Annotated in this window: 24 protein-coding genes and 1 pseudogene; 10 read left to right on the forward strand and 15 right to left on the reverse strand. The window is 63.9% G+C overall.

Features of this window, described 5'->3' with window-relative positions:
- The first annotated feature begins 13 nt into the window (after positions 1 to 13).
- Entirely contained in the window at positions 14 to 1,294 is a 1,281-nt protein-coding gene (locus tag MYCSM_RS21430; RefSeq protein WP_015308264.1) for a cytochrome P450, read from the forward strand.
- Between the two features lie 41 nt (positions 1,295 to 1,335).
- On the forward strand, positions 1,336 to 1,728 hold the full coding sequence (locus MYCSM_RS21435) for a hypothetical protein (protein WP_015308265.1): 393 nt from the start codon (positions 1,336 to 1,338) through the stop codon (positions 1,726 to 1,728).
- On the opposite strand, the gene MYCSM_RS21440 is transcribed toward MYCSM_RS21435, so the two are convergent.
- Positions 1,725 to 2,105, reverse strand: a complete 381-nt coding sequence (locus MYCSM_RS21440) for a hypothetical protein (RefSeq protein WP_015308266.1) — start codon at positions 2,103 to 2,105, stop codon at positions 1,725 to 1,727. The genes MYCSM_RS21435 and MYCSM_RS21440 overlap by 4 nt on opposite strands.
- 79 nt (positions 2,106 to 2,184) lie before the next feature.
- On the opposite strand from MYCSM_RS21440, the gene MYCSM_RS21445 reads away from it, so the two are divergent.
- A complete protein-coding gene (locus MYCSM_RS21445; RefSeq protein ID WP_015308267.1) occupies positions 2,185 to 2,703 on the forward strand; it encodes a hypothetical protein in 519 nt (172 codons plus the stop codon).
- An 11-nt stretch (positions 2,704 to 2,714) separates the two neighbouring features.
- On the opposite strand, the gene MYCSM_RS21450 is transcribed toward MYCSM_RS21445, so the two are convergent.
- The 11 genes and pseudogenes from MYCSM_RS21450 to MYCSM_RS21500 form a co-directional block, all read right to left on the reverse strand.
- Positions 2,715 to 4,406 carry an MCE family protein gene (locus MYCSM_RS21450; protein WP_015308268.1) on the reverse strand — a complete coding sequence of 564 codons (1,692 nt, stop codon included), beginning with the start codon at positions 4,404 to 4,406 and terminating at the stop codon, positions 2,715 to 2,717.
- Positions 4,406 to 5,704 carry an MCE family protein gene (locus MYCSM_RS21455; protein ID WP_015308269.1) on the reverse strand — a complete coding sequence of 433 codons (1,299 nt, stop codon included), beginning with the start codon at positions 5,702 to 5,704 and terminating at the stop codon, positions 4,406 to 4,408. Before MYCSM_RS21455 ends, MYCSM_RS21450 begins: the two co-directional genes overlap by 1 nt.
- A 14-nt stretch (positions 5,705 to 5,718) precedes the next feature.
- On the reverse strand, positions 5,719 to 7,194 hold the full coding sequence (locus MYCSM_RS21460) for an MCE family protein (protein WP_015308270.1): 1,476 nt from the start codon (positions 7,192 to 7,194) through the stop codon (positions 5,719 to 5,721).
- Complete coding sequence (locus MYCSM_RS21465; RefSeq protein WP_015308271.1) at positions 7,191 to 8,285, reverse strand: MCE family protein; 1,095 nt, start codon at positions 8,283 to 8,285, stop codon at positions 7,191 to 7,193. The genes MYCSM_RS21460 and MYCSM_RS21465 overlap by 4 nt, the downstream gene beginning before the upstream one ends.
- Entirely contained in the window at positions 8,285 to 9,316 is a 1,032-nt protein-coding gene (locus MYCSM_RS21470; RefSeq protein ID WP_015308272.1) for an MCE family protein, read from the reverse strand. The genes MYCSM_RS21465 and MYCSM_RS21470 overlap by 1 nt, the downstream gene beginning before the upstream one ends.
- Positions 9,313 to 10,593, reverse strand: coding sequence for an MCE family protein (locus tag MYCSM_RS21475; RefSeq protein WP_015308273.1), 1,281 nt, complete (start codon positions 10,591 to 10,593; stop codon positions 9,313 to 9,315). Before MYCSM_RS21475 ends, MYCSM_RS21470 begins: the two co-directional genes overlap by 4 nt.
- A 9-nt stretch (positions 10,594 to 10,602) precedes the next feature.
- Positions 10,603 to 11,460 carry an MlaE family ABC transporter permease gene (locus MYCSM_RS21480; RefSeq protein ID WP_015308274.1) on the reverse strand — a complete coding sequence of 286 codons (858 nt, stop codon included), beginning with the start codon at positions 11,458 to 11,460 and terminating at the stop codon, positions 10,603 to 10,605.
- A gap of 12 nt (positions 11,461 to 11,472) precedes the next feature.
- Positions 11,473 to 12,285 carry an MlaE family ABC transporter permease gene (locus MYCSM_RS21485; RefSeq protein WP_015308275.1) on the reverse strand — a complete coding sequence of 271 codons (813 nt, stop codon included), beginning with the start codon at positions 12,283 to 12,285 and terminating at the stop codon, positions 11,473 to 11,475.
- Positions 12,272 to 12,937 (reverse strand): annotated as a pseudogene (locus tag MYCSM_RS21490) (thiolase C-terminal domain-containing protein); the annotation flags it as partial. The pseudogene MYCSM_RS21490 and the gene MYCSM_RS21485, both read right to left, overlap by 14 nt.
- Positions 12,938 to 12,962: 25 nt before the next feature.
- Positions 12,963 to 14,168: a CaiB/BaiF CoA transferase family protein gene (locus MYCSM_RS21495; protein ID WP_015308277.1), complete on the reverse strand. Its 1,206-nt coding sequence runs from the start codon at positions 14,166 to 14,168 to the stop codon at positions 12,963 to 12,965.
- Complete coding sequence (locus tag MYCSM_RS21500; protein WP_015308278.1) at positions 14,168 to 15,652, reverse strand: aldehyde dehydrogenase family protein; 1,485 nt, start codon at positions 15,650 to 15,652, stop codon at positions 14,168 to 14,170. The genes MYCSM_RS21495 and MYCSM_RS21500 overlap by 1 nt, the downstream gene beginning before the upstream one ends.
- 249 nt (positions 15,653 to 15,901) lie before the next feature.
- On the opposite strand from MYCSM_RS21500, the gene MYCSM_RS21505 reads away from it, so the two are divergent.
- The 5 genes from MYCSM_RS21505 to MYCSM_RS21525 all read left to right on the forward strand — a co-directional run bounded on the left by MYCSM_RS21505 (position 15,902) and on the right by MYCSM_RS21525 (position 19,589).
- Positions 15,902 to 16,600: an SDR family NAD(P)-dependent oxidoreductase gene (locus MYCSM_RS21505; RefSeq protein ID WP_015308279.1), complete on the forward strand. Its 699-nt coding sequence runs from the start codon at positions 15,902 to 15,904 to the stop codon at positions 16,598 to 16,600.
- Positions 16,601 to 16,619: 19 nt separating this feature from the next.
- Positions 16,620 to 17,480, forward strand: coding sequence for a mycofactocin-coupled SDR family oxidoreductase (locus tag MYCSM_RS21510; protein ID WP_015308280.1), 861 nt, complete (start codon positions 16,620 to 16,622; stop codon positions 17,478 to 17,480).
- Between the two features lie 13 nt (positions 17,481 to 17,493).
- Entirely contained in the window at positions 17,494 to 17,688 is a 195-nt protein-coding gene (locus MYCSM_RS21515) for a ferredoxin (protein ID WP_015308281.1), read from the forward strand.
- 31 nt (positions 17,689 to 17,719) lie between these two features.
- Positions 17,720 to 19,078: a cytochrome P450 gene (locus tag MYCSM_RS21520; RefSeq protein WP_015308282.1), complete on the forward strand. Its 1,359-nt coding sequence runs from the start codon at positions 17,720 to 17,722 to the stop codon at positions 19,076 to 19,078.
- A gap of 70 nt (positions 19,079 to 19,148) precedes the next feature.
- Complete coding sequence (locus MYCSM_RS21525; protein WP_015308283.1) at positions 19,149 to 19,589, forward strand: hypothetical protein; 441 nt, start codon at positions 19,149 to 19,151, stop codon at positions 19,587 to 19,589.
- A 49-nt stretch (positions 19,590 to 19,638) separates the two neighbouring features.
- Here the strand turns inward: MYCSM_RS21525 and MYCSM_RS21530 are convergent, their stop codons facing one another.
- The 3 genes from MYCSM_RS21530 to MYCSM_RS21540 form a co-directional block, all read right to left on the reverse strand.
- Positions 19,639 to 21,000, reverse strand: coding sequence for an amidase family protein (locus MYCSM_RS21530; RefSeq protein WP_015308284.1), 1,362 nt, complete (start codon positions 20,998 to 21,000; stop codon positions 19,639 to 19,641).
- A gap of 240 nt (positions 21,001 to 21,240) precedes the next feature.
- Entirely contained in the window at positions 21,241 to 22,416 is a 1,176-nt protein-coding gene (locus MYCSM_RS21535) for an acyl-CoA dehydrogenase family protein (RefSeq protein ID WP_015308285.1), read from the reverse strand.
- Entirely contained in the window at positions 22,400 to 23,398 is a 999-nt protein-coding gene (locus MYCSM_RS21540; RefSeq protein ID WP_015308286.1) for an acyl-CoA dehydrogenase family protein, read from the reverse strand. The genes MYCSM_RS21535 and MYCSM_RS21540 overlap by 17 nt, the downstream gene beginning before the upstream one ends.
- 275 nt (positions 23,399 to 23,673) lie before the next feature.
- Between MYCSM_RS21540 and MYCSM_RS21545 the strand changes: the two genes are divergently transcribed.
- Positions 23,674 to 24,768: an amidohydrolase family protein gene (locus MYCSM_RS21545; protein ID WP_015308287.1), complete on the forward strand. Its 1,095-nt coding sequence runs from the start codon at positions 23,674 to 23,676 to the stop codon at positions 24,766 to 24,768.
- Between the two features lie 30 nt (positions 24,769 to 24,798).
- A complete protein-coding gene (locus MYCSM_RS21550; RefSeq protein ID WP_015308288.1) occupies positions 24,799 to 25,941 on the forward strand; it encodes an amidohydrolase family protein in 1,143 nt (380 codons plus the stop codon).
- Positions 25,942 to 25,981 lie beyond the last annotated feature (40 nt).

A 25,981-nucleotide genomic window follows, 5' to 3' on the forward strand; every position in this document is an offset into this window, starting at 1 on the left:
GGAAGCGCATCAGATGACCACCGACTACGACGCCGTCGACTACTTCACGGATCCGTCGCTGGTGCCTGACCCTCATCCGTACTACGACCACGTCAGGGCGAAGGACCCGGTGTGCTGTCCGATCAACAATGGCGTGCTGGCGGTGACTGGCTGGGAAGCGGCCAGCGCCGTCTACAAGGACACCGAGAGCTACTCCTCCTGCGTCGCGGTCATGGGCCCGTTCACGCCTATCCCCTTCACGCCTGAGGGCGACGACATCTGCGCGCAGCTCGAGGAGCACCGCACCGAGATCCCGATGTTCGAGCACATGGTCACGATGGATCCGCCACAGCACACCGACGCCCGGTCGATCCTGTCCCGGCTGCTCACACCGAAACGGTTGAAGGAGAACGAAGACTTCATGTGGCGGCTTGCCGATCGCCACATCGACGAGTTCATCGCCGACGGCCGCTGCGAATTCCTCGCCGCCTACGCAAAGCCCTTCTCGCTCTTGGTCGTCGCCGATCTGCTCGGCGTCCCTGAATCCGACCACGAGGATTTCCGCGGGTCTTTCGGCGCCGGGCAGCCCGGGACCAACATCGGTGGCCTCGACCATGAGGTCATCGCGCAGAACCCGCTGGCTTGGGCCGACGAGAAGTTTTCCCAGTACATCGAGGAGCGTCGCGAGTCGCCCCGCGACGATGTGCTGACGTCGATCGCCACCGCGAAGTACCCGGACGGCTCCACCCCCGAGGTGGTCGACGTTGTCCGGACTGCGACGTTCTTGTTCGCCGCCGGCCAGGAGACCACCGCGAAGCTGCTCGGCGCCGCGCTGCGGGTGCTCGGCGACCGGCCAGACATCCAGCGGCAACTGCGCGCCGACCGCAGCCTCATTCCGGTGTTCATCGAGGAATGCCTGCGGATGGACAGCCCGGTGAAGAGCGTGTTCCGCATGGCGCGCAAGTCGACGACGCTCGGCCAGACCGCGGTGCCTGCAGGCACCACGGTGATGGTCAGCCCCGGCGCGGCCAACCGCGATCCGAAGCGATTCGACAATCCGCACGAGTTCTCCCTTGACCGCAAGAACGTCCGCGAGCACATCGCGTTCAGCCGCGGCATCCACTCGTGTCCCGGGGCGCCGCTGGCGCGCGTCGAGGGTCGCGTCTCGATCGAGCGGCTGCTCGACCGGCTCGCCGACATCAGGATCAGCGAGGAAAAGCACGGTTCGATCGACGCCCGCAGCTACACCTACGAGCCGACATTCATCCTGCGCGGACTCACCGAACTGAACATCGAGTTCACGCCTGCCGGATAGGCTGGCCGCGGCGGGGGTCGACCGATCTCCAAGGGGGCCACATGCGCACGGTCATCACGGTTTCGACCATCGCGTGCGGATTGATCGCGGCGGCGCTATCTCTCGCGGGTGAGTCAGCGGCCGCGTGCGATTCAGCCGACTGCGTACCGAATGTCGCTCGTAACGTCGTCGCGGGCGCGCCCTGTGCGCCTCGGCCGTCTTTCGTCTTCGGCCTCGACGGCGACGACGGCACCCTCATCTGCACCCCGCAGGGCACGTGGGTAGCGGTCGGCCGTTTGGTCGGTGAGCGAGAAGTGACAATGCCCTGCTTCACCCCGGGTGACACGGCACAACAACCCTTGGCAGGCAACGACTTACAGCTGATGCGCACCCCCGGTGTCCCGCTGAAGTGCGCGCAGATAAATTCCGCCCTGCGGTGGGTGAACTTTTTCTAGGTGTCCCCGCGCACCCAACGGCTGGCGCCCTCGGCGGCCACGCAGGTCAAGAAGAGGCCGTCCGGCGCCTGCGCCATCTCGCCGTCCATGGCGGGACACGGGTCGCCCTCGTTCTTGACGCCGTGCATTTCGGTCGCGCGGAACCACCGCGGTTCATATCGTCTGGGCGACCCGCAGAACACCAGCCGTCCCCACGACGTCACGCCGAACGCGTAGTAGGTGGGGTTGTCGCAATAGGAGCCCAGCACGACGTTGGGCATGATGCCTGGCGTGCAACTGGGGTAATTGCAGTCGGTCGGATCCGCGGACGCCGACGGTGCAACGGCGAGCGTAGCAGAGAAAATCAGCGCAGCAAACACTGCGACGGCGGATCGCACCCCTGCATTTTGGCATATGCGGGAACGAAATTCTCCCTTTTGGAGAAGATTGCTACCAGCCGCGATAGGCTCTGGGGCTATGCATGGAGTTCGCAGTGCAGCCGTCATGTCGGCGGCTGTGGCCCTGGTCAGCAGTCTAGGTCCGGCAGCGCCGGCGTATGCCTCGAATTACGGTGTTGAACTGTCCGGCAGCTATCGGATGATCATGAACGGCGAATGGGCCAAGACCAACGACGTCTTCATCGACGAGCAGACGCAGATTCAGACCTGGACGATGAGTTCGGAGTGCACCAGTCCGATCCGCTGCACGGGCACTGTCACAAGCGACCAGGGCTGGACCGCGCAGATGACCAATACCGGTGACTACTGGCTCGCTGAACGCGTCATCGACAATTGGGAACCCTGTCCCGACGGCACGGCCACGCCGGGTACACAACGGTTCTGGTTTTGGGGCTGGGACCCGATAAACAGCCAGCGCAGCACCAAGATTCGCGATCTCCTCGCTGGCCGCGTGCGGACACAGGCCGACAGCGGCAATTGCGGCATCAACAAGCCCCTCGTCATCGAGGTGCCGATTCGGCTGGAGAAGCTCTCCTAGCCGTTCGGCCATCAGATCGGCAGAAGATCCTTCCACGACTTCGGTTCAGCGCCACTCACCGCACTGGTCACCCGCTGCAGCTGACCGTCGGGGGCCACGTAGATGCCCGTGCGAAGGTCGTAGTGTGCGACCGCGACTGACGGTCCGCCAGAACCGTTTTCGTTGAACGCACTCGGGGCGGCAGGAACTGCACCGCCATCCGGAACGGGCCCCGGAAGCGGACCCTGCGGTGGTGGCGCAGCGTCGGCAGGCGGTATCGACTCGCCGTTGAGTGAATTGCCCTGCGGTGGCGGCGGACCGGGCGGCGCAGCCGGCGGGGGTGTTAGTGCTGCCAACGGATTCGGCGGCCCTGGCGGCGTCCCTGGCGGGGTCCCCGCAGGAGCCGCGCCCGGCGGCAGCGGCGTGCCTTCTGTCGGCGCGAAGATGCGGTCGTTGAAGTCGACACGGTCATCGACCGGAATGCCCTGCGCAATCAGATTGGGGTCAATCGGATACGGACCGAGATAGTGCTGCCGCATCTGTATCGGCTGAAACCCCTTGGGGTCGTTGCACAGTTCGACCGTCGGGGCGCGCTTGCCGGGGTGGCCCATGCACGGAAGGTTGCGGGCGCCACGGACGCCGATCGGGGAATCCTGAGGTAGCTTGCAGTACAACCCGTCGGGGGTGTCGATCACGCTGGTATCGGCCGGCGAACGCCACTGCGATGGCGGTAGGAAACCGACAGTGCACGGGGGCGGATCGCTGATGGTGAACGCGAAGTCGCTCAACGGCAGACCATACGGGTTGTTCTTCATGATGCCGAACGACTGCTGCAGGGCGACAGTGCCGGGAAGCAGCACCAGGAGCTGTTCCAGCGACGGGTTGTAGGTGACGAAGATCTGGCCCAGCGTGGTGAGGTTCGCCAACAGTATTGGCAACGTCGGCTTGATCTGGTTCAGCAGTCCCGAGACCTCATTCGCGAAGCCCGGCCCGTTCTGCAGGATCGACCTCAGGTCGGGGTCGTCTTGCGCGACTTCTTGGGAGATCCCGGCCAGGCTGTGCGCCCACGTCCTGATCGCATCAGTCGTCTTCGCCTGCGAATCCAGAAGCGGCGCACTATCTTCGATCAATCCGCGCGACTGATCGGAGACGTCGTTGAGGTACTTGGTAATGCTCGTCGAGGAGTCGACCAGTGATTGGAAATCCTCACCCGCACCGTTGAATGCCTTGAACGTCTCATCGAGCAGGTTGGCAATCCTGTCCTTCGGAATGCTCTTCAACAGCTCGTTGACCTGGTCCAGCATCGGACCGACCTGTTGCGGAATCGTCGTGTCCTTGGCCGAAATCACCGAGCCGTCCTTGAGATACGGCCCAGAATCGGTGCGCGGCCGCAGATCCACGTACTGCTCACCGACCGCCGAAACACTGCGCACCTCGGCCTGCAGGTCGGCAGGAATCTTCGGAGACGTGGCGAGCCGCAACGTCGCCTTGGCTCCCGTGGCGGTCAGCTCCACCCCCGTCACCTCGCCGATCTGCACACCGCGGTAGGTCACGTTGCTGAACCGGTAGAGACCCCCCGCGGCAGGCAATTCCAGCGTGACCGTCAGGCGGCCGACGCCAAACAGCGCCGGCAGTTGCATGTACGTGAACACCATCACCGCAACGCCGATGACCGATGCGATGGTGAAGATAATCAACTGGTTGCGGACGAAGCGCGTCAGCATCAGCCACCACCTCCCGGTGCGGGTGCGGGTGCCGACGGCGCGTCAGCGCCATAGGGCCCAGCGAAGATCTGCGAGGTCGTAATCGCCGGCATCGGTGCGGCATTGGGCATTGCGGGCGGCGGGGCCACCGGCAACAACGGCTCGGTCACAACGGGCATGGACCCACCCGGCGCCGCCTGCGGCGCGGGCAGCGCCTCGGCCGGCGGTGGCGCGACACCCAGCGACAACGGGTTGTAGGAGTAGTTGAGGTACCAAGGGTCGCCAGGGGCCGGAATCAGTTTGGCGTCTTCATCGCCCCACCGCGTGCCGAGGAACACTGTCCGCTTGAGGCGCGGGTAACTGATGTCGAAGACGGCGTACAAGTTGATGTAGTCGCCCTTGGTAATTCGGTCGGCGAAGGCCGGACCGTAGGGGAAGGCGAGGGCGAAGTTGAGGGCCTGGGTGATGTCGGGACCGATGTCGGCGAGCGCCTTGAGCGCCGGTTCCAGGTCCTTGAGGTTGGTCACCAGATCCTGACCCGCGTCATTGACGAGCGTGGACGTGGTATCGCTGAACTGACCGAGCTTCTCGAGCGCGGTCGTGAACTTGGGCCGTTCCCTGTTCAAAACGTCCAGTGCCGGCGGAATGTCCTTGAGCGCACGGTCGATGACGTCGCGTTGTCCCGCGAATTTGCCGGCAACCCGATTCAGTTGCTGGATGGACGCGACGATGTTGTCCCGCTGCTCATCGAGAACTCCGACAAAGTTATCTAGCCGGGTGAGCAGTTCACGGACATCGGGGCCGCGACCGTTCAACGCGACGCTGAAGTTGTGGATGACGTCACCGATCTGCCCGAGTCCGCCCGCGTTGACGACCGCTGACAGCGACGACAGAGTCTGTTCCGTGGTCGGGAAGGTCGACGACTGGTTCAAGGCAAGTGTGGCACCGGGTTGCAGTCGGCCGCTTGGCTTTTCACCCAGCGGCGGATCGAGTGCCAGGTGCATGGAACCCAGTAGGCTGGTCTGTCCAACCGTGGCCACACTGTTGGCGGGCACGACCACGTCGGGCTGGACCGAGATCTGCACGTCAGCATGCCAACCCTCGACGGTCATCTTGCCGACGCTGCCGACAACCACGTCGTTGATCATTACCGGCGAATTCGACTCCAGCGTCGCAACGTTCGGCACCTCAACGTGGTAGGTGACGGCGTCCGGTCCTCTGCCTACCGCGCCGGGCAGCGGCAGTGAGTTAAGTCCCTGGAACGAGCAGCCGGTCAGCGTCAATGCGAGGCACGAGCCAACCACGGTCAACCGCTTCATCCGACTTCCCCGCATCATCGCGCCCCCGCTTCCGCAGGCAATGGTGGACCAGGCGGTGGCGCCGGAGCAGCCGGCGCCGCAGTCTGAGGCAGCAGCATGCCGTCGACGGTCGGTGCCGTTCCGGTATTCACGTTGGGGGGTCCCGGAATCGGCGCACCGGGGAACAATGCCGGCGATGGAATGGCTGGTACTTCGTCGTGGCCGTACATCCCTTGCCCCGGAGGCTGCGGAGCGCCCCAGCCCAGTGGTCCGGGTACGTCACCCATCCCCGTGTAGGCGGACACCGTCGGCGGCGGCTCGGGCGCATCACCTGGTCCCGCGCCTCCGGGTGCCAGCTTCGGGTCGGTGTAGAGGATCTTCCCCGGGCTGGGCACCGGCCGCAGGTACGCGTTGATCGGCAACGGCAAGTTGTTGAAGTTGAGTAGCCGCAGCGCAGGGCCCAGGTATTGCTCACACAGTTTTGCGGTCTCCGGGGCGGTGGTGTTCTCGATACCACCGATCAGTCCGCAGACAAAATAAACCGGATTCGAGAAGTTGACCAACGAGAACGCTCCGGTCACGCCGCCGGACGCCGGGTAGTAGATGTTTTCGTAGTTCGCGATAGCGGTTGGCGAGACGTGAAGGACGTTCTCAAGAGCCATGTGTTGATCAACGAGAGTCTGCGTCACGGCGCCCAGGCTTCTGATCTGCTCGGCTGTCTGATTGCGGCTGCCTGCCACGAACCGTTGCACGTCGACGATCGCCTTGGACAGGTCAGTGAGGGCCATGTCAAGGTCCGACCTGCTGTCGTTGACGACACTGCTCAGGCTGGCCAGCCGATTCTGAAACAGCACAATTTGCTCGTGGCTGTCACGCAGGGCCGTTACGAACGTCTGAAGGTTCTTGATGATGTCGACGATACTGCCGCTACCCTCGGCGAAAATCCTTGCCGCGCCCGATAATTGGGCGATCGTCTGGCGAAGCTTCGCGCCGTTGCCGTCCAGGGCATTCGCGGCGCTGTTGATGAACCGGGATACCGAGGTACCCGACACTCCACTCTTCGGGCCTAATTCCGTTGCCAGGCGGTTCAACTGGGTCTTGACCTCGTCCCACTCGACCGGGACCGCGGTCCGGTCACTGGGAATCACCGCGCCGTCTCGCATCTTCGGCCCGGCGCCATTCCGGTAGGCAGGGGTGAGCTGGACGTATCGTGCCGCAACGAGGTTCTGGGCGACGACGACGGCCTTGGCGTCAGCCGGGATCGGCACGTCGCGGTCGAGCTTGAGGGTCATCTTCGTTTGCGTGCCCTCGGGGACGATCGAATCGATCTTGCCGACCTTCACACCCGAAATGCGGACTTCGTCGCCCGGATAGATAGACGTCGCGGTCGGGAAATACGCGGTGATCGTCGTCGGCGCGAAGAAAATGTGACGCACCAGGAACACCGCGCCCGCGATCAACGCGAAGGCCAACGCGATCGTGGCAACAGTAACAAGTCCTCGTCTGTTCATCGCGGCGGAAGGTCTCCTGGTTGCGGAATGCCGTTGACCGGGAACGGCAACTCGGCCCGAGGTCCTGCGTTGTCCGGCGGCTGACCGGCGTCAACCCCTCGCCTGAACCCGAAGGCGTAGTCCAGGAACGGCTGCAGAATCTGGGCAGGCTGGATGTTGGGCACGAGCGCGTTGTAGTAAGCGCCGTTGCCCACGATCTCGCTCTGGGTCAGTTCGTATTTGGCCAGACCAGGCAGTGCCTTGGCGATGTTGTCGCGGTTGCGTTCCAGCATTTCGTTGACGCGATTCATTCTCTCCAGTGCGGGGGCCAACTGCTTCTCGTTGTCTTGTACCAGACCGCGCAATTGATTCGACACCGCGAATGTGTTGGTGAGCAGGCTCGCGATCGCCTGCCGGCGCTCGTTGAGCACGGCGACCAGATCGTTGGCGTTGAGGATCAACGAGTTCACCTGCTGGCTGCGTTCGGACAAGATTCCCGTCACGTCGCCGGCCGTCTTGATCAGTTCCGACAGGCTCTGATTGCGGTTGTTCAGCGATTGCGACACCCGGGTCAGGCCGTCGAACGTCGGGCCCAGTTCAGGCGCGATCTTGTCAAGCGTGGTCGATAGCGTGTCCAACGACTGATTGAGCGTGTCGGTGTCGGTGGCGGCGGTAGTGGAGGTCAGGTCGCTGACGGCATCGGTCAGCGAGTACGGCGACGACGTACGCGTCGTGGGAATCACATTTTTCGGATCGAGCAATCCGTCGCCTGCCGACTCCAGCGCCAGCACGCGCGCGCCGAGCAAGGTGCCGGTACGGATGTGGGCTGTGGTTTCCGACCCGAGGGCGTACTTGCCTTGGATGGTGAAGCCGACGAGCGCATCCCCGTTCTGCAACGAAACACTCGACACCGAACCGACTTTGATGCCTGAAACGGTGACGTCGTTACCAGCGGCGAGGCCGCCGGCCTCAGAGAACAGGGCCTGATACCTGATCGCCGTTGCCCATTGGAGCAGACGTTCGGGCTGCAACCCAACGGCGATCACGAGGATGATCAGGACGACGCCAATGAAGCCGGCCCTGATGAGCTGTGAACCGCGATATCTCTGCATCAGCTCGTCTCCGCGCACCTTCCCGTTTCTTGTTTGATCCACGGGAATTGAACAGTTCGGCCCTGAAGATCGCTGGCACGGAACGCGATTCCGCAGATGTAGTACGGGAAGAAAGCGCCGTAAGAACCCACGCGCGCGAGCTTGCGATAGATACTGGGCAGGCGCCCGATGCTGTCGTTGAGACGGTCCTTGTCGTTGTCGAGGTTGGTGGCAAGGCTGTTCAACTTGTCGACGGTGCCCGCCAATGGCGGCCGCGCCTGACTGAGTAGATCCGCGACGTTCGCCGTCCCGGCGTCCAGCTGCTCGATCGCCGTGCCGATCGGATCACGGTCAGCCGACAGGCCATGGATCAACTGCTCGAGGCGGTCGATCGCGCCCGAGAAGTCATCGCCATCCTTCGACAACGTGGCCAGCGTGGTCTTCAGGTCCTCGATCAACTGCTCGATCACCTGGTTGTTGTCCGCCAACGAGTTCGTGAACGACGAGGTCTTCGAGAACAGCGAGTCCAAAGTCCCACCCTGACCCTGAAGCACCTGGATGAGCGACGCCGACAACGCGTTGACATCCTGCGGATTGAGGCCCTGGATAACAGGTTTCAGGCCGCCGAGCAGCAGGTCAAGGTCCAGGGCGGGCGAGGTGCGGTCTTTCGGTATCTCCGAGCCCGGAGAAAGCAGCATCGTCGAGCCCGGCGTGTCGACGAGTTCGAGGTAGCGATCGCCAACCAGGTTCAGATAGCGGATCGCGACCTTGGTTCCCGTCGTCAACCGGATGCCCCGGTCGGCATCGAATTTCACCAGCACCGTGCGGTCCGGCCGCAGCGACACCCCTTGCACAGTGCCGACCCGTAAGCCAGCTACCCGCACCGTATCGCCCGTCTTCAGGCGGGACGCATCGGCGAAGATGGCCGAATATCCGTTTGTCGGGCCGGTTCTCACCTGTCCGAAGATGACGAACAGGAACACGGTCAGCATCGCCATCACGACACCGAAGATCGTGAACTTGATGAGAGTTCCTGTGGCGCGCGTTTTCATCCCGGTTGCCCGATCTGTCCCACGTTGCGGGGCGGCCCGTCAATCGGCCCGAACAGCCACTGCTTGAGTCCGTCAGAGTTCAGCAGAATGCCCTGATTGCCGTATTTCACCGGGTTGGTGCCACTATCGGTGATCAGCAGCGGCGGGCGGAACTCAGGAGGTAGCTCGGGCAGCCCGAGCTCCTTGCAATACGGACCGCCCTTGGCGGCCACCTTCGGCAGGTCCTGTGGGTAGCGATAGCGTTCGACGCCGAGAGTGAGCCCCGCGGAAACCAACACGTTCGAAAACTGTGGTATCGACTTCGCAAACGGGATAAGCCCGCCGAGCCCGCACCACAGCGCCTCGTGATATCGCTGCAGAAGATCAGTGGTGGGCACGAACAGGTGCAACACATCAGTCAATGCTTGGCGGTTGCTGCCGATCACGTCGTTGCCGGCATCGGCAAGCCCGATCGAGCTCAGCAGGAAGGCGTCGAGATTCTGCTGCTCGTCGACGATGCTGCGGCTGATCGTGGTCGAACTGTCGATCGTCGAGATCAGGTCGGGTGCCGCGTCGGCGTATGCGTTGAACACCGGTGCTGCCATCTCGATGTCGTGGCTCAACGTCGGCAGGGTCGGCTCGATCTTAGCCAGGAACGCGTTGAAGTCTGACAGCGACTGGCCGATCTTCTCCCCGCGTCCGTTGAACGCCTTAGCGATCGCGCCCAGCGTCTGATTGAGCTTGGTCGGATCGATCTTGTCCAGAACCTGCACCAGTTGCTGGAACACCGTGTTGATCTCGACCATCACGTGCTGGCTCTCGATCACCTGCCCAGGACGGAGTTTCTGTGCCGACGGGTCGGGCGGCGGAACCAAATTGACGAATTTGGCACCGAACACCGTCGACGATTCGATGTCGACATTCACGTTCGACGGGATGAGATGCAGCTGATTGGGATCCATCGCCAAGTGGATGGCAGCCGTGCCGTCGGGTTTCGACTCGATCGACTCCACATGGCCGACCTGCACGCCGCGCATCTTGACCTTGGCGTCGTTGTTCATCACGAGTCCGGCGCGATCCGAAATCACGGTCACCGGTTCGGTTTTGGTCCAGCTGCCGCTGAACAAGGTGACGGCGAGCACGACTATCGCGGCGATCGCGACGACGGTGCCCAAACCTGCGAGTGGACGGACATACCAGCTCGTACCAAAGTGACGACCGGACCCCCGACGCACCGGCGTTGCGGCACTGGTGGTTTCGGACCGGCGTGCCGGTCCAGGCCCGAGGTTTCTCGTCACCTTCTCCCCCTATCCCGACAAGTTGAAGTTGCCGTTGGCACCGTAGATGGACAGGGACACCAGCAGGGTCACCGACACGACTACCACCAGTGAGGTGCGCACCGCGTTGCCGACCGCGACGCCCACACCAGAAGGGCCACCCGAGGCGAAGTAGCCAAAATAGGTGTGTATCAACAGGATCGTGATCGCCATCAACACCGCCTGGAAAAACGACCACAATAAATCGATCGGGTTGAGGAAGGTGTTGAAGTAGTGGTCGTACAGGCCACCGGACTGGCCGAACAACACCACGGTGGTGAACTGCGAGGCGACGAAGGAAAGGATCACCGCGATCGAGTACAGCGGGGTGATCGCGATCATGCCCGCGACGATCCGCGTCGAGACCAGGTACTCGACCGGCCGGATCGCCATCGACTCCAGCGCGTCGATCTCCTCATTGATCCGCATCGCGCCCAACTGCGCGGTCACACCGGCACCGAAGGTGGCCGCCAGCCCGATGCCGGCGACCACCGGGGCAGAGATGCGCACGTTGATGAACGCCGCCAAAAAACCCGTCAGCGCTTCGATGCCGATATTCCCCAGTGAGCTGTAGCCCTGCACCGCAAGGGTGCCGCCCGCGGCCAACGTGAGGAACCCGACGATCACCACGGTGCCGCCGATCATCGCCAATGTGCCCGCACCCATGGAAATCTCGGCGATCAGCCGGATGATCTCGCGGCGGAAATGCACCGCCGCGTGCGGCACCCCGCCGAGTGCACGGGCGTAGAACAGCATGTGGTCGCCAATGCGACCCAATACGTCGGTCGGCTTCTGAAGCCCCGCAGTGAACCGGGGATACGCCTGGCGCAGAACTGTCATTGTGCCCATGAGTCGCCCCGGCTACTTCGTCGTCATCCGGATGCCGATGGCCGTAACCACCACATTGATCACGAACAGCGCCATGAACGCATACACCACCGTCTCGTTGACGGCATTTCCGACGGCCTTGGCACCGCCGCCAGAGATAGTCAGACCGCGATAGCAGGCCACCAACCCGGCGATCAATCCGAACAGGGCCGCCTTCACACACGAGATGATGACTTCGGGAACTCCCGTCAACAGCGTTATGCCCGCCGCGAACGCCCCAGGGTTTACGTCCTGGATAAACACCGAAAACGCGTAGCCACCCATTATTCCGATGATCACCACCAGACTGTTGAGCAGCAGCGCCACCAAACCCGAGGCCAACATGCGCGGTGTCACCAGTCGCTGCACCGGATCAATCCCAAGCACTTCCATCGCGTCGATCTCTTCGCGGATCGTGCGTGACCCCAGGTCCGCACAGATCGCCGTCGAACCGGCCCCCGCAACGATGAGCACGGTGACCAGCGGTCCGATCTGGGTCACCGCACCAAACGCCGCACCCGCGCCCGACAAGTCGGCGGCCCCCAGTTCACGCAGCAGGATATTGAGCGTGAAGCTCACCAACACGGTGAAGGGGATCGCCACCAATAGCGTCGGCGCCAATGCCACCCGTGCGATGAACCACGACTGCTCCAAAAACTCACGCCACTGAAACGGCCGCCGGAATATGCAGCGCACCGCATCGGCCGACATCGCGAACAGCCCGCCAACCGCCTGCATCGGCCCCGAGAGGTTCTTGATCTGCGGCAGTCCAGCAGACCACCGTTCGGGCCCGCTACCCCGCGCCATTGGCCGATCCTTCCAGGATGGTGACAGCCGACACCGCGGTCGGTCCGCCGATATTGTGCGCCAACGCAACTCGTGCGCCATCCACCTGGTTGGCCGCCTCTCCTCGGAGTTGCGCGAATAACTCCACGCATTGTGCGACACCCGTCGCCCCTGGGGGATGACCCTTGGCCTTCAGCCCCCCGCTGGGTTTGACCGGCAGCGCTACGCCGACACTTGTCACCTCAGCCTCGACAAGCCTGTGGCCCCCGAACCGCTCAGCAAAGCCGAGATCTTCATAGCTGATCAGCTCGATTCCCGTGAAGAAATCGTGAACTTCGGCGACGTCGACGTCAGAAGGTGTCATACCTGCCATTGCGCTTGCCTGCTTGGCGGCACGCGTGGTGGCAGGACAGGTCGTCATATCCGGCTTGTGCTGGTGCATCACCGAGTCGAGCCCGAGACCGACACCGCGAATCCACACCGGGCGGTCGGTGAAGCGATCGACCACCTCCTCGGCGGCCAGCACCAGCGCGGCCGCGCCGTCGCTCTGCGGGGCGCAGCACGCCATGTCGCGGGCCATCGCCTCCCACTTCCACAGCATGTCCTTGGACGTGGTGTCGCGTAGCTTGTCCGCACCCATCACCAGGGCGACGTCGAAAGCTCCCGACGCGACATAGGGCATTGAGACCTCTCCGAACCTAGGTGACGGCGCCGGCCGTCTTGAGCTCGATGATGCGGTCCCAGTCCAAACCGAGTTCCAGCAAGATTTCGTCAGTTTGCTCCGCGAAGCCTGGCGCGGGGCCGGTTTGCGGTGCGCTGACATCGAATTGCACCGGATTCGCGACCAATTCGAGCTCACCCGTGGAGACGATGTACTCATTCGCCCGGATCTGGGCGTCATCTGCGGCCTGCAGTGTGTCCTGCACCGGCGCCCACGGCCCGGCCAGCGTCGAGAACCGCTCACTCCACTCGGGAAGCGTCCGCTTGGCCATCGCCTCCCGCAGGATCTCGACGGCCGCCGCCGTGTTCTCGGCGATCGACTCGACCGACGCGAATCGCGGATCGTCGATCAGATCCTCGAGGTCCATGTGTCGGCACACGTCGGCCCAGAATTTCGTCGGCTGCATCATCACGAAGGAGATGTAGCGGTCGTCGGCGGTCGGATACACGCCCACCAGCGGGTTGATCGGCGAGCCGTGCACACCCGGCGGGGGCTGCACCATGAGCTGGTTCAGATGCGAGGTCAGCGCGACGGTGTGGCCCATTGACCACAGCCCGCTGCCGAGCAGGGAGACGTCGACGACCGACGGTTCGCCGACGCGTTCGCGCTTCAACAGCGCAGCTGCGATGCCGCCTGCCAGGTTGGTGCCCGAGATCGTGTCGCCGTACGCGGGTCCCGGCGGCCCGATCATGCCCTCGATGCCGGGCGGGGTGATGGTCGCCGCGGTGCCTGCACGACACCAGAAGGCGGTCATGTCGTAGCCGCCCTTGACCGACTCCTCTCCGCGCGGACCCAGAGCACTGCCCCGCGCGTAGATGATGTTGGGGTTCACGGCGCGTATGTCGTCGACGTCGATGCCGAACTTCTGCCGATGTCCCGGCAGGAAGCTGGTCAGGAACACGTCAGCGCGGCGAGCGAGGTCAAGCAGCACTTCGAGGCCCGCTGGCACGGACATGTCCAGCCCGATGCTGCGCTTGCCGCGGTTGGCGTGCTCGATGTTCGGATTGGGGTCTCCTTCGACGCGAAGCGGGCCGGTCTGGCGCAGGCCGCGCTGCGGATCACCCGTGACGGCGTGCTCGACCTTGATGACGTCGGCGCCCCACTCCCCGAGCACTGCGCCCGCCGACGGGACGAACCCGTACATCGCGACCTCGAGGACGCGAATTCCTTCGAGCGGGCGCATTAGCCGACCACCGTCGCGATCGTCTTCGACTCGAGGAACTCCTCGAGTCCGGCAGTGCCCATCTCGCGACCGATGCCGGATTGTTTGTAGCCGCCGAACGGGCTGTCGGGATTGAAGTACATGCCGCCGTTGATCGAAAACGTGCCGGTCCTGATCCGACGGGCCACGGCAAGCGCACGGTCCTCACTGCCGAATACCGCGCCAGAGAGCCCGTAGATGGAGTTGTTCGCGATCTCCACCGCGTCGTCATCATCGTCGTAGCCGATGACCACCAGGACGGGACCGAACACCTCTTCTTGAGCGATCTCGCTATCGGGGTCGACGTGGGTGAGCAGCGTCGGCGTATAGAAGTAGCCAGGATCGACCTTTTCGCCGCCGGTCACCAGCGTGGCGCCGGCCTCGACCGCACGTTTGACCATCCCGTCGACCTTGTCGCGCTGCTTCTCGCTGATCAGCGGGCCCATATACGTGCTGGGGTCGGTGGGGTCGCCGTAGCGCACCAAACCGAAGTTGTTCTTCACCAGCTCGACGATCTCGTCGTGGTTCTTCTTCGGAACCAGCAGCCGAGAGGTCAGCGCGCAGCCCTGGCCGGCGTGCGTCACCATCGAGAACGCGGAGAACAAGGCCGCGGTATTGAAGTCGGCATCGTCGAGAACGATCGCCGCGGACTTGCCACCCAGCTCGAGGAAGACTCTCTTGAGGGTGTCGCTGGCGGCGGCCATGATTCGACGGCCAGTCGGCGTCGATCCCGTGAAGGTGACCATGTCGACGTCGGGACTAGTGGTCAGCACGGCGCCGACCTCCGGGTCTGCCCCACTCAGTACGTTCACCACGCCGGCAGGAATGTCGGTGTGGTTGGCGATCAGTTCGCCGAGCGCGAGTGTGATCAGCGGGGTGTCCGGCGCAGCCTTGAGCACCACCGTGCAGCCCGCGGCGAGCGCGGGGGCGAGCTTGGCCAGCGCGAGCTGGTTCGGATAGTTGTAGGCGATGATCGCGGCCACCACCCCGCCGGCTTCCTTTTCCACCCAGCGGTGGTGCTGCATGCCACGGCTCTCGATGTTCCCGAGGTCCTCGGTCATCGGATAGGTCCGCAGCAGCTCGGCGTAGTAGCGGACGATGTCGATCGGCGCATCCAGCTGAGCGCCTTGGCACAGCGACTCAGTGGCGCCGACTTCGGCGATGGTCAATGCGGCGAGCTCGTCGCGGTGCTCGAGCAGTGCCCGATGCAACTGCTCGAGGCAGTGCACACGCAGTTCGGTGTTGGTCGACCAATCGGTCGTATCGAAGGCGCGCCGCGCAGCGGAGACGGCGGCCTCGGCATCGGCGACGGTCGCATCGGGTGCATAACCGAGCACCCCGCCCGTGGCGGGATTAACAGAAGGAAACGTCCGCTCGGTGTCGAGCAGCCGTCCGTCGATCAAGAGCCGTGATTCGGTCGTTCCTGGGCTGGCTGCGTCACTCGAAATGGTGGGCGTTTCCTGCACGATCCTCCTCAGCCAGCAACGACATGTGATGAAAACTTCATTCTCATCTTCGGCGAATCATACATTCGCTTACAGAGAACTCAAGCAGATGTGTGGAACTGCGCCTGCCTGCAATTAACGCTGCGACAAACGGTCCACAAACGTCTCACCAGTGCGAACGAGACGGCTGTGCTGTCTTGCGGGAACGCGCACTCCGAGAGTACGGTTCTCATAATCGGAAGGACGGTTCTTGATAACTGAGGCCTGCGCGTGAAGACCGCGGTGGTAACGGGCGGCGGCTCCGGCATCGGACTGGCCGTCGCTCACCGTCTGCGTGCCGACGGTTTGCACGTCGCCACGATCGACCTCAACCCATCCGAGGATCAATTCGGCTACACCGCGGATGTCACAGATCGTGCCGCGGTCAACGAGGCGTTGGCCGCGATCCGCGCCCAGTTGGGGCCGGTGACGGTCTTGGTGAACGCCGCCGGGCTCGAGAAGTTCAAGCGATTCACCGACCTGACGTTCGAGGACTGGCAGCGGGTGATCGACGTCAACCTCAACGGCGTCTTCCACTGCATCCAGGCCGTGCTGCCGGACATGATCGAGGCCGGCTGGGGCCGCATCGTCAACATCTCCTCCTCGAGCACACATTCCGGGCAGCCGTACATGTCGCCGTATGTGGCCGCCAAGTCGGCGGTCAACGGGCTGACGAAGTCGCTTGCGCTCGAATACGGTCCGGCCGGCGTCACCGTCAACGCCGTGCCGCCGGGCTTCATCGACACCCCGATGCTGCGCAAGTCCGAGGAACGCGGCTATCTCGTCGTCGAGAAGAACATCGAAGCGACACCCGTGCGCCGCATCGGCAGGCCCGAGGACATCGCCGCCGCGTGTGCATTCCTGATTTCTGAGGAAGCCGGCTACATCACCGGACAGATCTTGGGCGTCAACGGCGGCCGAAACACATAGTGAAAGGAACCACCTCCAGATGGGACGTGTACAAGGCAAAGTCGCATTTGTCACCGGCGCAGGGCGCGGCCAGGGCCGCAGCCACGCGATACGGCTCGCAGAAGAGGGCGCGGACATCATCGCGGTCGACCGCTGCGAAGATTTTTCGACGATCGGCTATCCGATGGCTACGCCCGAGGATCTCGAGGAAACCGCGCAGTTCATCGAGAAGACCGGGCAGCGTGTCGTCACGGCGAAGGTCGACGTCAGTGATGCGGTTGGGCTCAAATCGGCGGTGGACAACGCCGTCGCCGAATTGGGCGGCCTCGACATCGTCGTCACGTCGGCTGGAATCGCTGGCATGAAGGGCTCGGGCGACATGCACGCCTGGGTGGACGTGATCAACACCAACCTGATCGGCACGTTGAACGCAATCCATGTCGCACTGCCGCATCTCCGTGAAGGCGCGTCGATCATCGCCACCGGTTCGACCGCGGCCCTGATGGACGTCTCCAAGAACGACAACCCCGGCACTGATCCTGGGGGCGCGGCCTATCTTCATTCGAAGCGGTTGCTGTCGCAGTACGTGCACAACCTGGCGACCGAGCTTGCACCGCGGGGCATCCGCGCCAACGTTATCCACCCGACCAACTGCAACACCCCGATGCTGCAGAGCGAGCCCATGTACAAGTCGTTCCGACCCGACCTGGAGCACCCGACCAAGGCCGACGCAGAACCGGTGTTCTACGTCCAGCAGGCGATGAAGGTGCCGTGGATTGAGCCCGAAGACATCAGCAACATGGTGCTCTTCCTGGCGTCGGACGAGGCCCGCTACATCACAGGCACACAGCAGCGGGTCGACGCCGGCGGCTACCTCAAGTGGTACGACTACCACATCTGATCGGACTGTTGCCATGAAGGTTTTCGTTGATTCTGCGCGCTGCCAAGGCCACACGCTGTGCTCGATGATCGCCCCGGATTCGTTTGAGCTCAGCGACATTGACGGCACGTCGTCGCCAGTGAACGAAGTGGTGCCGGCGGACCAGGAGGACGCCGTCCGCGAGGCGGTGCACTCGTGCCCGGAGCAGGCCATCACGATCGAAGAATGAGCAATCACGAAATACGCAGGGAGACAATACCGTGAGCGTCGACGACATCAGCGCCGCCGATCGCAAGAAGAACCGGTACTACTTTGACCGCCACACCCCCGAGTACCGGCTGCAGTTCGAAAAAATCACCGAGGAAATGCAGTCCAAATGCCCGGTGGCGTGGTCGGAGACCTACAACGGGCACTGGGTTGCCGCGGACAGCAAGCATGTCTTCGAATTGGCCCGCTGCCCAGCGGTTTCCAATCATCACGACCTGACCGGCGAGACGCCCTATCAGGGCATCACGATCCCCAAGGCCCAACGCGCGACCGTGGTGCGCGGCGGCATCCTGGAAATGGATGAGCCCGAGCACAGTACGTACCGGGGTGCGCTGAACCCGTATTTGTCTCCGGCTGCAGTCAAGCGGTGGCAGCCGTTCGTCGACGAGATCGTGCGCGCATCGCTCGACGAGAAGATCGAGTCGGGCCACATCGACTTCGTCGACGATCTCGCCAACATCGTGCCCGCGGTGCTCACCCTCGCGATGATGGGCATCGAGCTGAAGAAGTGGCCGGTTTACAGCGAGCCTGCGCATCTCTCGGTGTCCACCCCTGAGCACTCGGCTGACGCCGCGCGCGTCGCCGAGATGAATCGGCAGATGGGCATCGACATGATCAACACCATGAACGAGATCCGGGAGAACCCGCGGCCCGGCCTGGTCAATGCACTGCTGCAGCTGCGCATCGATGGCGAGCCAGCGCCCGATTTGGAAATCCTCGGCAACCTGGGTTTGATCATCGGCGGAGGGTTCGATACCACCACCGCGCTGACCGCGCACGCACTGGAGTGGTTGTCGGAGCACCCCGACCAGCGCCTGCTGCTCAGCCGTGAACGCGACACGCTACTCAACCCTGCCACCGAAGAGTTCCTTCGCTTCTTCACGCCCGCGCCCGGCGACGGCCGCACGTTCTCCGAGGACGTCGAGGTCGAGGGCCAGCAGTTCAAGGAGGGTGAGCGACTCTGGGTGTCGTGGGCCATGGCTAACCGCGATCCCGCGGTATTCGAGGCGCCCAACGAGATCATCCTCGACCGGAAAGGCAACCGGCACTTCAGCTTTGGTATCGGCGTGCACCGCTGTGTCGGGTCCAATGTCGCCCGCACCGTCTTCAAGTCGATGCTCACCGCCGTCCTCGACCGGATGCCCGACTATGTGTGCGACCCCGAACGCACCGAGCACTACGAGACCATCGGCGTCATCCAGGGCATGAAGCACCTGCCGGCGACGTTCACCCCTGGCAAGCCGCTGGGTCCGGGCCTCGACGAGACGCTGGAAAAGCTGCAACGGATTTGCGACGAGCAGGAGCTGGCCCGGCCGATCACCGAGCGCAAGGAAGCGGCCGTAATCGACTGATACGCGCCAAAACCGACGGTGAACTGGTTTGATAGGCAGCCATCGGGTTGGGATCGACGAAGGGATGACGATGAAGTCGATGACACTCGCGATTGCGACGGCCGTGCTCACCGCTGCGGCGTCGGTGGCCGCCCCGCCTGCCCAAGCCATGATGCAGCCAGGGAATTACGACGTGAACACGAACCGTTATGAGCGAGCGTCGTGGGTGTGGTTCCTCTCGGCGTGTCCGGCGCCGGTGGACACGAACTGCTTGCGCGTCAGCGCGGCACCGCGTCTGAAGTTCTATGCCTATTACGAGGGGTACGCCCACCTCGACAACGGCACATACACGATGACGGTCGACGTTCCCGACGGCTTGCAATGCCTTCCCGGCTATGCCATGCCGACGCGTGACACGTACACCTGGAACGAGGTATCCCAGGCCGGGGAAATCAACTCCACCTATGACGTCGGCTGTTTCAACGGTCCACCCGGCTCGCAGTTCTGGACGTTCGCGCTACAGCGCCTGTGATTTCGGCGCGCTTACCGTCGCTGGCGGGACGGTTATCGCGCCCAAACCGCTAATAACCGGGAGGCGGCACGAACCCTCCGAGCAGTTCCTCAATGCAGCGCGCGACCGAAAGCGTTGTCCGGTCCTCGAGGTAAGGCCCGACGATCTGAATCCCCACCGGCAGTCCTGTTTGCGTGCGACCGACCGGGACGACGGTCGCGGGCAGGTAAGCAACGGTCGCCAGGCCGACCCAGCCGAACATGTCCAGATACGGTCGGCTGCCGGCATGTGTCTGGACTACCCGGCTAGCCAACGGGATGTCGTGAGTGTGTGGGATCGCCGCAACCACAGCGACAGGCATGAGCATGGCATCCACCTCGCGGAAGAACTCCGCAATCCGCACCCGCAGCCGCTCGCGTTTCTCGTTGACTGACAACCAGTTTCGATGCAGCATCTCCGACGACGGTTCCATCACCGGGTACAGCAACTCCATGTGCAGCGGCACCAGTTCGGCCAACGTTACCGGCGGCGAGGCGTCGACGAAGCGGGCACCGGCCTTACGCAAAGCGGTCACCGTTGTTTCAAGAACCTCCTGCACGTCGCCCTCGACAGGGTAGGCCGGATCATCGAGCCAGAGCGCTAGTCGCAACTCGGACAACGCCGTTGCCCGGGCGGGCGGCAGCTCGAGGCGCCACCCCTTGGCCTGATCCCCCGCCGGCCCGGCCAGGATGTCGAGGGCCATCTCGAGGTCGTCGACGTCACGAGCCATTGGCCCGACGACGTTGAGATCCCTGTCCGCGAGCGCCCCTGGCGCCGACGGCAGGTGCCCCCGCTGCGGTACGACGCCGAAACTTGGTTTGTGCCCGCATGTTCCGCACCAATTCGACGGCACGCGTATCGAGCCCGCGATATCACTGCCCAATTCGAGAGCCGTCAACCCCGCTGCGAGGGCGGCAGCGGACCCGCCAGATGACCCGCCGCTGGAACACGTTGTGTCCCAAGGGTTGTTGGTGGTGCCGAACATCGGGTTGTACGTCTGCCAGTCGGCCGTAAAGGCGGGCGTGTTGGTCTTGCCGAAGATCACCGCGCCCGCGTCCCGGAACCGTCGCACCGCTTCGGCATCGCGCTCTGGCACGCAGTCCCAGTCTTCGACGCCACAGGTGGTGCGCATGCCCGCCGTGTCGTAACAGTCCTTGATGGTCATCGGCACGCCGTGCAGGGGGCCGATGACGTCGCCGCGCGCCAGCGCCTCATCGGCGGCATCCGCAGCCTGCCGCGCTCCGTCGGCGTCGAGGGTGACGACGGCGTTGAGGGCCGGATTCAGCCGGTCTACCCGCGCGAGGTAGTGCTCCAACAGCTCACGGCTGGAGAGCTCGCGGCGACGGATGGCCTCGGCCAACGCGTGTGCCGGCCGGTAACCGATGTCGGACATGATGGGCACATCCTGCCCCACACGTGCCGCGAACGTGGGTTACCGGCACGCAAAATGTCGCCTCGGCGTGACACAAGCCCACGCTCGTCGATCAACCCAACCAGCCGACTTCGCGCAAGAACGCGCCAAACCGTCGCGCATGACCTCGTTGATCGCGTTGAGCGTCGTGGGCCGGTTCAGTTGCAGGACAACGACACCGGGGCCGTGGCCGGTCGAGGGCGAGGGTCTCGGTCACCGGACTCAGCGCCGCGGCAAGCCCAGCACCTGGGTGGCGATGATGTTGCGCTGGATCTCCGACGTCCCGCCCGCGATCGTGCCGCCGAAGCTGCGGGCGTAGCGCTCAAACCAGCTCGCGAAGTAATGATCGAGGTTCATATGCGCGTACGGGCCCGTCGTCGACGGATGCGTCAGGCCGTCGGGACCCGCAGCGGTCAGCGCATTCTCGAACGCCTGCCGTTCGGCCTCCGAACCGAACAGCTTGAGCACCGACACCGATGCGGTGTCCATCTCGCCGCGGGCCGCGCGCGCCAGCGCCGCCGAGCCCATCGCCCGCAGCGCCAGGTAGTCCATGATCGTCGTGGCGTACTGGTCTCGCTGAAGCTCTGTGCGTGGCCGGAAGTCGGCGATCATGTTGTCTATCCGGTCGGCGAACCCGAGCCACATCATCGTGCGCTCGTGGCCGAGCGATCCGTTGGCCACACCCCAACCGCCGTTGAGCGGGCCGACGAGGTTCTCGGCGGGCACTCGCGCGTCGGTGAAGAAGACCTCGTTGAAGTCGAGGTTCTCCTGTCCGGTCATGTCGGCGAATGGCCGACACACCACACCGGGAGTGTCGGTGGGAATGATCAGCGCGCTGATGCCCTTGTGCTTGGCCGCGTCCGGGTCGGTGCGCACGAAGGTCAGCAGCAAGTCGGCGTCGTGGGCACCCGACGTCCAGACCTTCTGGCCGTTGACCACGAAGTGGTCGCCGTCGAGCACGGCGCGGGTCCGCAGCGATGCGAGATCGGATCCCGCGCTCGGCTCGCTCATCCCGAGCGACGCGGTCTTCTCGCCACGCAACACCGGCACGGCCCAGCGGTGCTTCTGCTCGTCGGATCCGAACGAAATCAGTGACGCCGCAATGATGTTGACGCCCTGCGGGTTGAAGCTGTGGTAGATCCGTCGCCGACACAGCTCGTCGAGATGGACGTACTGCTGCAGCACAGTGGCATTGCGTCCGCCGAACTCGGGCGGCTGTGCGGGCAGCAGCCATCCGTTGTCGAACAGCAGCCGTTGCCAGTCGCGCGCCCACTGCGGCATGTGCGATACCGATCGCGGCCGCTCCAGTGTCTGCGCCTCAGACGGAAGATGCTCATCGAGGAACGCGGCGAACTCGGCGCGGAACTCCTCGACGTCGGAATCAAAAGTCAGCTGCATTGAATTCCTTCGCAATAACCTCACGATGCTCTGCGGCGCCACCGAGCAGAAGTTCGCCGGCCTTCGCGCGCTTGAGCGCGAACTGCAAGTCGTTCTCCCAGGTGAATCCCATGGCACCGAACAGCTGCAGACCGTGCCGGAACACCAGCGCCTGCGCCTCCCCGGCCGCTGCCTTGGCCATCGCCGCCGCCAGTCGGCGCCGCGGATCGTCGGCCGAAATGGTCAGTGCGGCAAAGTAAGACAGCGCTCGAGCCCGCTCGGTGGCGACATGCATGTCGACGGCCTTGTGCTGAACGGCCTGGAACGATCCGATCGCCACGCCGAACTGCTGACGCTGTTTCACATGTTCGAGCACCAGATCCAGAATCCGTTGGCAGGCACCGACCGTGGTGATCGCCATCCCGGCGAGCGCGACGTGATGGGCGCTCTCCGGATCGACGTGCACGCGGTCGGAGTCGGGCACATGCACCCCCGAGAACGTCACCTCGGCGATATGCAGCACCGGATCGAACACGGCGCTGCGCCGGGCGACCACTGCGCCTGCGTCGACGACGAACACCCCGGCGTCGGTGACGACCGCGACCCGCTGGGCGCGGTCACCGTCGAGCACGTGGTGCGCGGTGCCGTCGAGCACCCAGCCATCGGCATCCCGGCGCGCGGTCACGCCGCCATAGATCGCCGTGGCCGCCTGCAGCGGATCAAAGCGGTCCCCTGCCAGCGGCGCAAACTGCGTCAGCGTTGCCAGGTACGGCGTCGGGTCCGTGGCGCGACCGAGCTCTTCGAGCACGATCGCCAACTCGACGGCGTGCTCAGGCTCGGTCAGCTCCGTCCAGCCCGCGTCGACGTAGGTCTGCCACAGCGGGGACGGGTCGACGCCGTTCTCGGCGATGCCGCGCACCAGTGATGCGGGGCATTGTTTGGCGACGGCATCGCGGACGGTCTCCTGCCAGAGCCGCTGATCGGCATCGAACTCCAGTAACACCTAAGCCTCCAGGCACCTCGTCGCGCGTTCGAACGAGAATAACATTCTCCTTAGCTGCTGTAACCGTTCTCTTGATTCGACTACCGCATTTCGCCACCCGGACGCCATGCGACTGACCAGCACACACTCTGACCTGCGCAGAGGTAAGCGATTCGCTGAGAACTAGATTCTTGCTATTGAAGAACAACGCTTTACACTAAGAGCATCCGGCGCACTTCGCGCAGCGCCCGTACGCGCTCACGTCGGCCGGATGACATCGGAGGACAGCTTTGGCGATGCACATACAGGACGGGACCCCGTCTGGTTTCAAGACACCCGTCATCGATGCCAGCGTGCACATCTTCAGCAAGTCGAACAAGGATCTGCGCAGCTTCCTTCGCGAGCCGTTCAAGAGCCGCGGCTTCCCCGACTACGAGATGGACTGGTACGGCGCGCCCGGCGGCGAATACGCCCCGAACACCGAGGGCGATCGCCGCTATCCCGGGTCGGACCCCGAGTTCGTTGGCGGCCAGTTGTTCAACGACCGCGGTGTCGACGTCGCGATCCTGCACCCGATGACCCGCGGCATCATGCCCGACCGCCACCTCGGCACAGCGATCGCGGCCGCGCACAACGAGCTGATGGTGTCGCGCTGGCTGGAGGACAACCCCTACGCCGACCGATTCCGCGGCACCATCCGCGTCAACCCCGACGACATCACCGGCGCACTGCGCGAAATCGCCAAGTACAAGGACCACCCTCGGGTGGTTCAGATCGGCGTCCCGCTGCAGTCGCGGGAACTGTATGGCAAACCTCAGTACTGGCCGCTGTGGGAGGCGGCCGCCGAGGCAGGCCTGCCGGTTTCAGTGCATATCGAGGTCGGCGCGGGCGTGTCCTTCGCACCGACACCGTCGGGCGTACCGCGGACATACGAGAACTACGTCAGCTTCATGGCGCTGAACTACCTGTATCACTTGATGAACCTGATCGTCGAAGGGGTATTCGAAAGGATGCCCACGTTGAAGTTCGTGTGGGCCGACGGGGCCGCCGACCTGCTGACGCCGTTCATCTGGCGGATGGACTGCTTCGGCCGTCCGCATCTCGAGCAGACGCCGTGGGCCCCGAAGATGCCGAGCGACTACTTGCCGGGGCATACGTTCTTCGTCCAAGGCGCGATGGACGGTCCCGGTGACACCGAGTTCGCCGGTGAGTGGTTCGGCTTCACCGGCAAGGACGACATGGTGATGTACGGATCGAGCTATCCGCACTGGCAACTGAACGAGCTGACGGTGCCCGCCGCGTACTCCGACGAACAACGCGACAAGCTCTGCTGGCGAAATGCCGCGGAGCTGTACGGCATAGACGTCGGCGCCGGCGTCAGCGCACAGTAACCCAAGACTTTCTAAAGCTAGGAGGCCACGATGACGGTCACACTGACAGAGCGCAAGCCCGCAGCGGAGCGCATCGCCGTGCGCTGTGTCGACTCCGATGTGCATCCAGTGCCCAAGAGCGGGGTGTTGGCGCAGTACATCCCGGAACCGTGGCGCAGCAAGTACTTCCTGCCGCGCAGGATCGGCGACCAGATCTATTACGACGCACCGGATTACGCACACGCGTACGCGATGCGGACGGACACCTTTCCTGCCGACGGAGAATTCGCGGGCAGCGATCCGGATCTGGCGTTCAAGCAGCTGATCATGGAGGCGGGCGCCGACATCGCGATCCTCGAACCGGCCGCCTATCCGGCGCGCTTCCCCGAGGTGAATCACGCGATGAGTTGCGCGCTCAACGACTGGCAGGCCAACCACTGGCTGGACAGTCACAACAACTGGCATGAGCGCTGGCGCGGTTCGATCTGCGTCGCGATCGAAACCCCAGAAGATGGCGCGCGCGAAATCGAGCGGTGGGCAGGGCACCCGTACATGGGGCAGATCCTGATCAAGGCCGAGCCGCGACCCGCCTGGGGCGACCCTAAGTACAACCCGATCTGGGAGGCCGCCACCCGCAACGACATCACGGTGAGCTGCCATCTGTCGCGCAGCCATCACGAGGAGCTGCCGATCCCGCCGGTCGGATTCCCCAGTTACAACCACGATTTCATGGTCACCTATTCGCTGCTCGCGGCTAACCAGGTGATGAGCATGGTGTTCGACGGCCTCTTCGATCGGTTCCCGACACTGCGAATCGTGTTGGTGGAACACGCTTTCAGCTGGATCCTGCCGCTGATGTGGCGGATGGACGCCATCTACGAAGCCCGCAAGTCGTGGGTGGACATCAAGCGCAAGCCGTCGGAGTACGTCAAGGACCACATCAAGTTCACCACTCAGCCGCTGGACTATCCCGAGGACAAGACGGAGCTGACCCGCGCGTTCGAGTGGATGGAGTGCGAGAAGATCCTGCTGTTCTCCTCGGACTATCCGCACTGGACGTTCGACGACCCCCGGTGGCTGGTCAAACATCTGCCCGAGCATGCAAGGGAGGCCGTGATGTTCCGCAACGGCATCGCGACCTATCACCTGCCTGACACGGTGCCGGCCCTCGAGGGCCAGGTGCGGGTATTTTGATGCGGACGGTAGGAGCGCAGCGACTGGGGAATCAGGCCCA

Origin of the sequence: Mycobacterium sp. JS623, assembly GCF_000328565.1 — a bacterium.
In the GTDB taxonomy this organism is placed as follows: Bacteria; Actinomycetota; Actinomycetes; order Mycobacteriales; family Mycobacteriaceae; genus Mycobacterium.

What these genes read in the sequence shown, in the direction of transcription:
- MYCSM_RS21445 (WP_015308267.1), top strand. Translation starts at nt 2,185, where the DNA reads ATGCATGGAGTTCGCAGTGCAGCCGTCATGTCGGCGGCTGTGGCCCTG.
- MYCSM_RS21525 (WP_015308283.1), top strand. Translation starts at nt 19,149, where the DNA reads ATGAAGTCGATGACACTCGCGATTGCGACGGCCGTGCTCACCGCTGCG.
- MYCSM_RS21450 (WP_015308268.1), bottom strand. Translation starts at nt 4,406, where the DNA reads ATGCTGACGCGCTTCGTCCGCAACCAGTTGATTATCTTCACCATCGCA.
- MYCSM_RS21435 (WP_015308265.1), top strand. Translation starts at nt 1,336, where the DNA reads ATGCGCACGGTCATCACGGTTTCGACCATCGCGTGCGGATTGATCGCG.
- MYCSM_RS21550 (WP_015308288.1), top strand. Translation starts at nt 24,799, where the DNA reads ATGACGGTCACACTGACAGAGCGCAAGCCCGCAGCGGAGCGCATCGCC.
- MYCSM_RS21545 (WP_015308287.1), top strand. Translation starts at nt 23,674, where the DNA reads ATGCACATACAGGACGGGACCCCGTCTGGTTTCAAGACACCCGTCATC.
- MYCSM_RS21530 (WP_015308284.1), bottom strand. Translation starts at nt 21,000, where the DNA reads ATGTCCGACATCGGTTACCGGCCGGCACACGCGTTGGCCGAGGCCATC.
- MYCSM_RS21430 (WP_015308264.1), top strand. Translation starts at nt 14, where the DNA reads ATGACCACCGACTACGACGCCGTCGACTACTTCACGGATCCGTCGCTG.
- MYCSM_RS21510 (WP_015308280.1), top strand. Translation starts at nt 16,620, where the DNA reads ATGGGACGTGTACAAGGCAAAGTCGCATTTGTCACCGGCGCAGGGCGC.
- MYCSM_RS21460 (WP_015308270.1), bottom strand. Translation starts at nt 7,194, where the DNA reads ATGAACAGACGAGGACTTGTTACTGTTGCCACGATCGCGTTGGCCTTC.
- MYCSM_RS21495 (WP_015308277.1), bottom strand. Translation starts at nt 14,168, where the DNA reads ATGCGCCCGCTCGAAGGAATTCGCGTCCTCGAGGTCGCGATGTACGGG.
- MYCSM_RS21465 (WP_015308271.1), bottom strand. Translation starts at nt 8,285, where the DNA reads ATGCAGAGATATCGCGGTTCACAGCTCATCAGGGCCGGCTTCATTGGC.
- MYCSM_RS21480 (WP_015308274.1), bottom strand. Translation starts at nt 11,460, where the DNA reads ATGGGCACAATGACAGTTCTGCGCCAGGCGTATCCCCGGTTCACTGCG.
- MYCSM_RS21485 (WP_015308275.1), bottom strand. Translation starts at nt 12,285, where the DNA reads ATGGCGCGGGGTAGCGGGCCCGAACGGTGGTCTGCTGGACTGCCGCAG.
- MYCSM_RS21470 (WP_015308272.1), bottom strand. Translation starts at nt 9,316, where the DNA reads ATGAAAACGCGCGCCACAGGAACTCTCATCAAGTTCACGATCTTCGGT.
- MYCSM_RS21515 (WP_015308281.1), top strand. Translation starts at nt 17,494, where the DNA reads ATGAAGGTTTTCGTTGATTCTGCGCGCTGCCAAGGCCACACGCTGTGC.
- MYCSM_RS21455 (WP_015308269.1), bottom strand. Translation starts at nt 5,704, where the DNA reads ATGAAGCGGTTGACCGTGGTTGGCTCGTGCCTCGCATTGACGCTGACC.
- MYCSM_RS21535 (WP_015308285.1), bottom strand. Translation starts at nt 22,416, where the DNA reads ATGCAGCTGACTTTTGATTCCGACGTCGAGGAGTTCCGCGCCGAGTTC.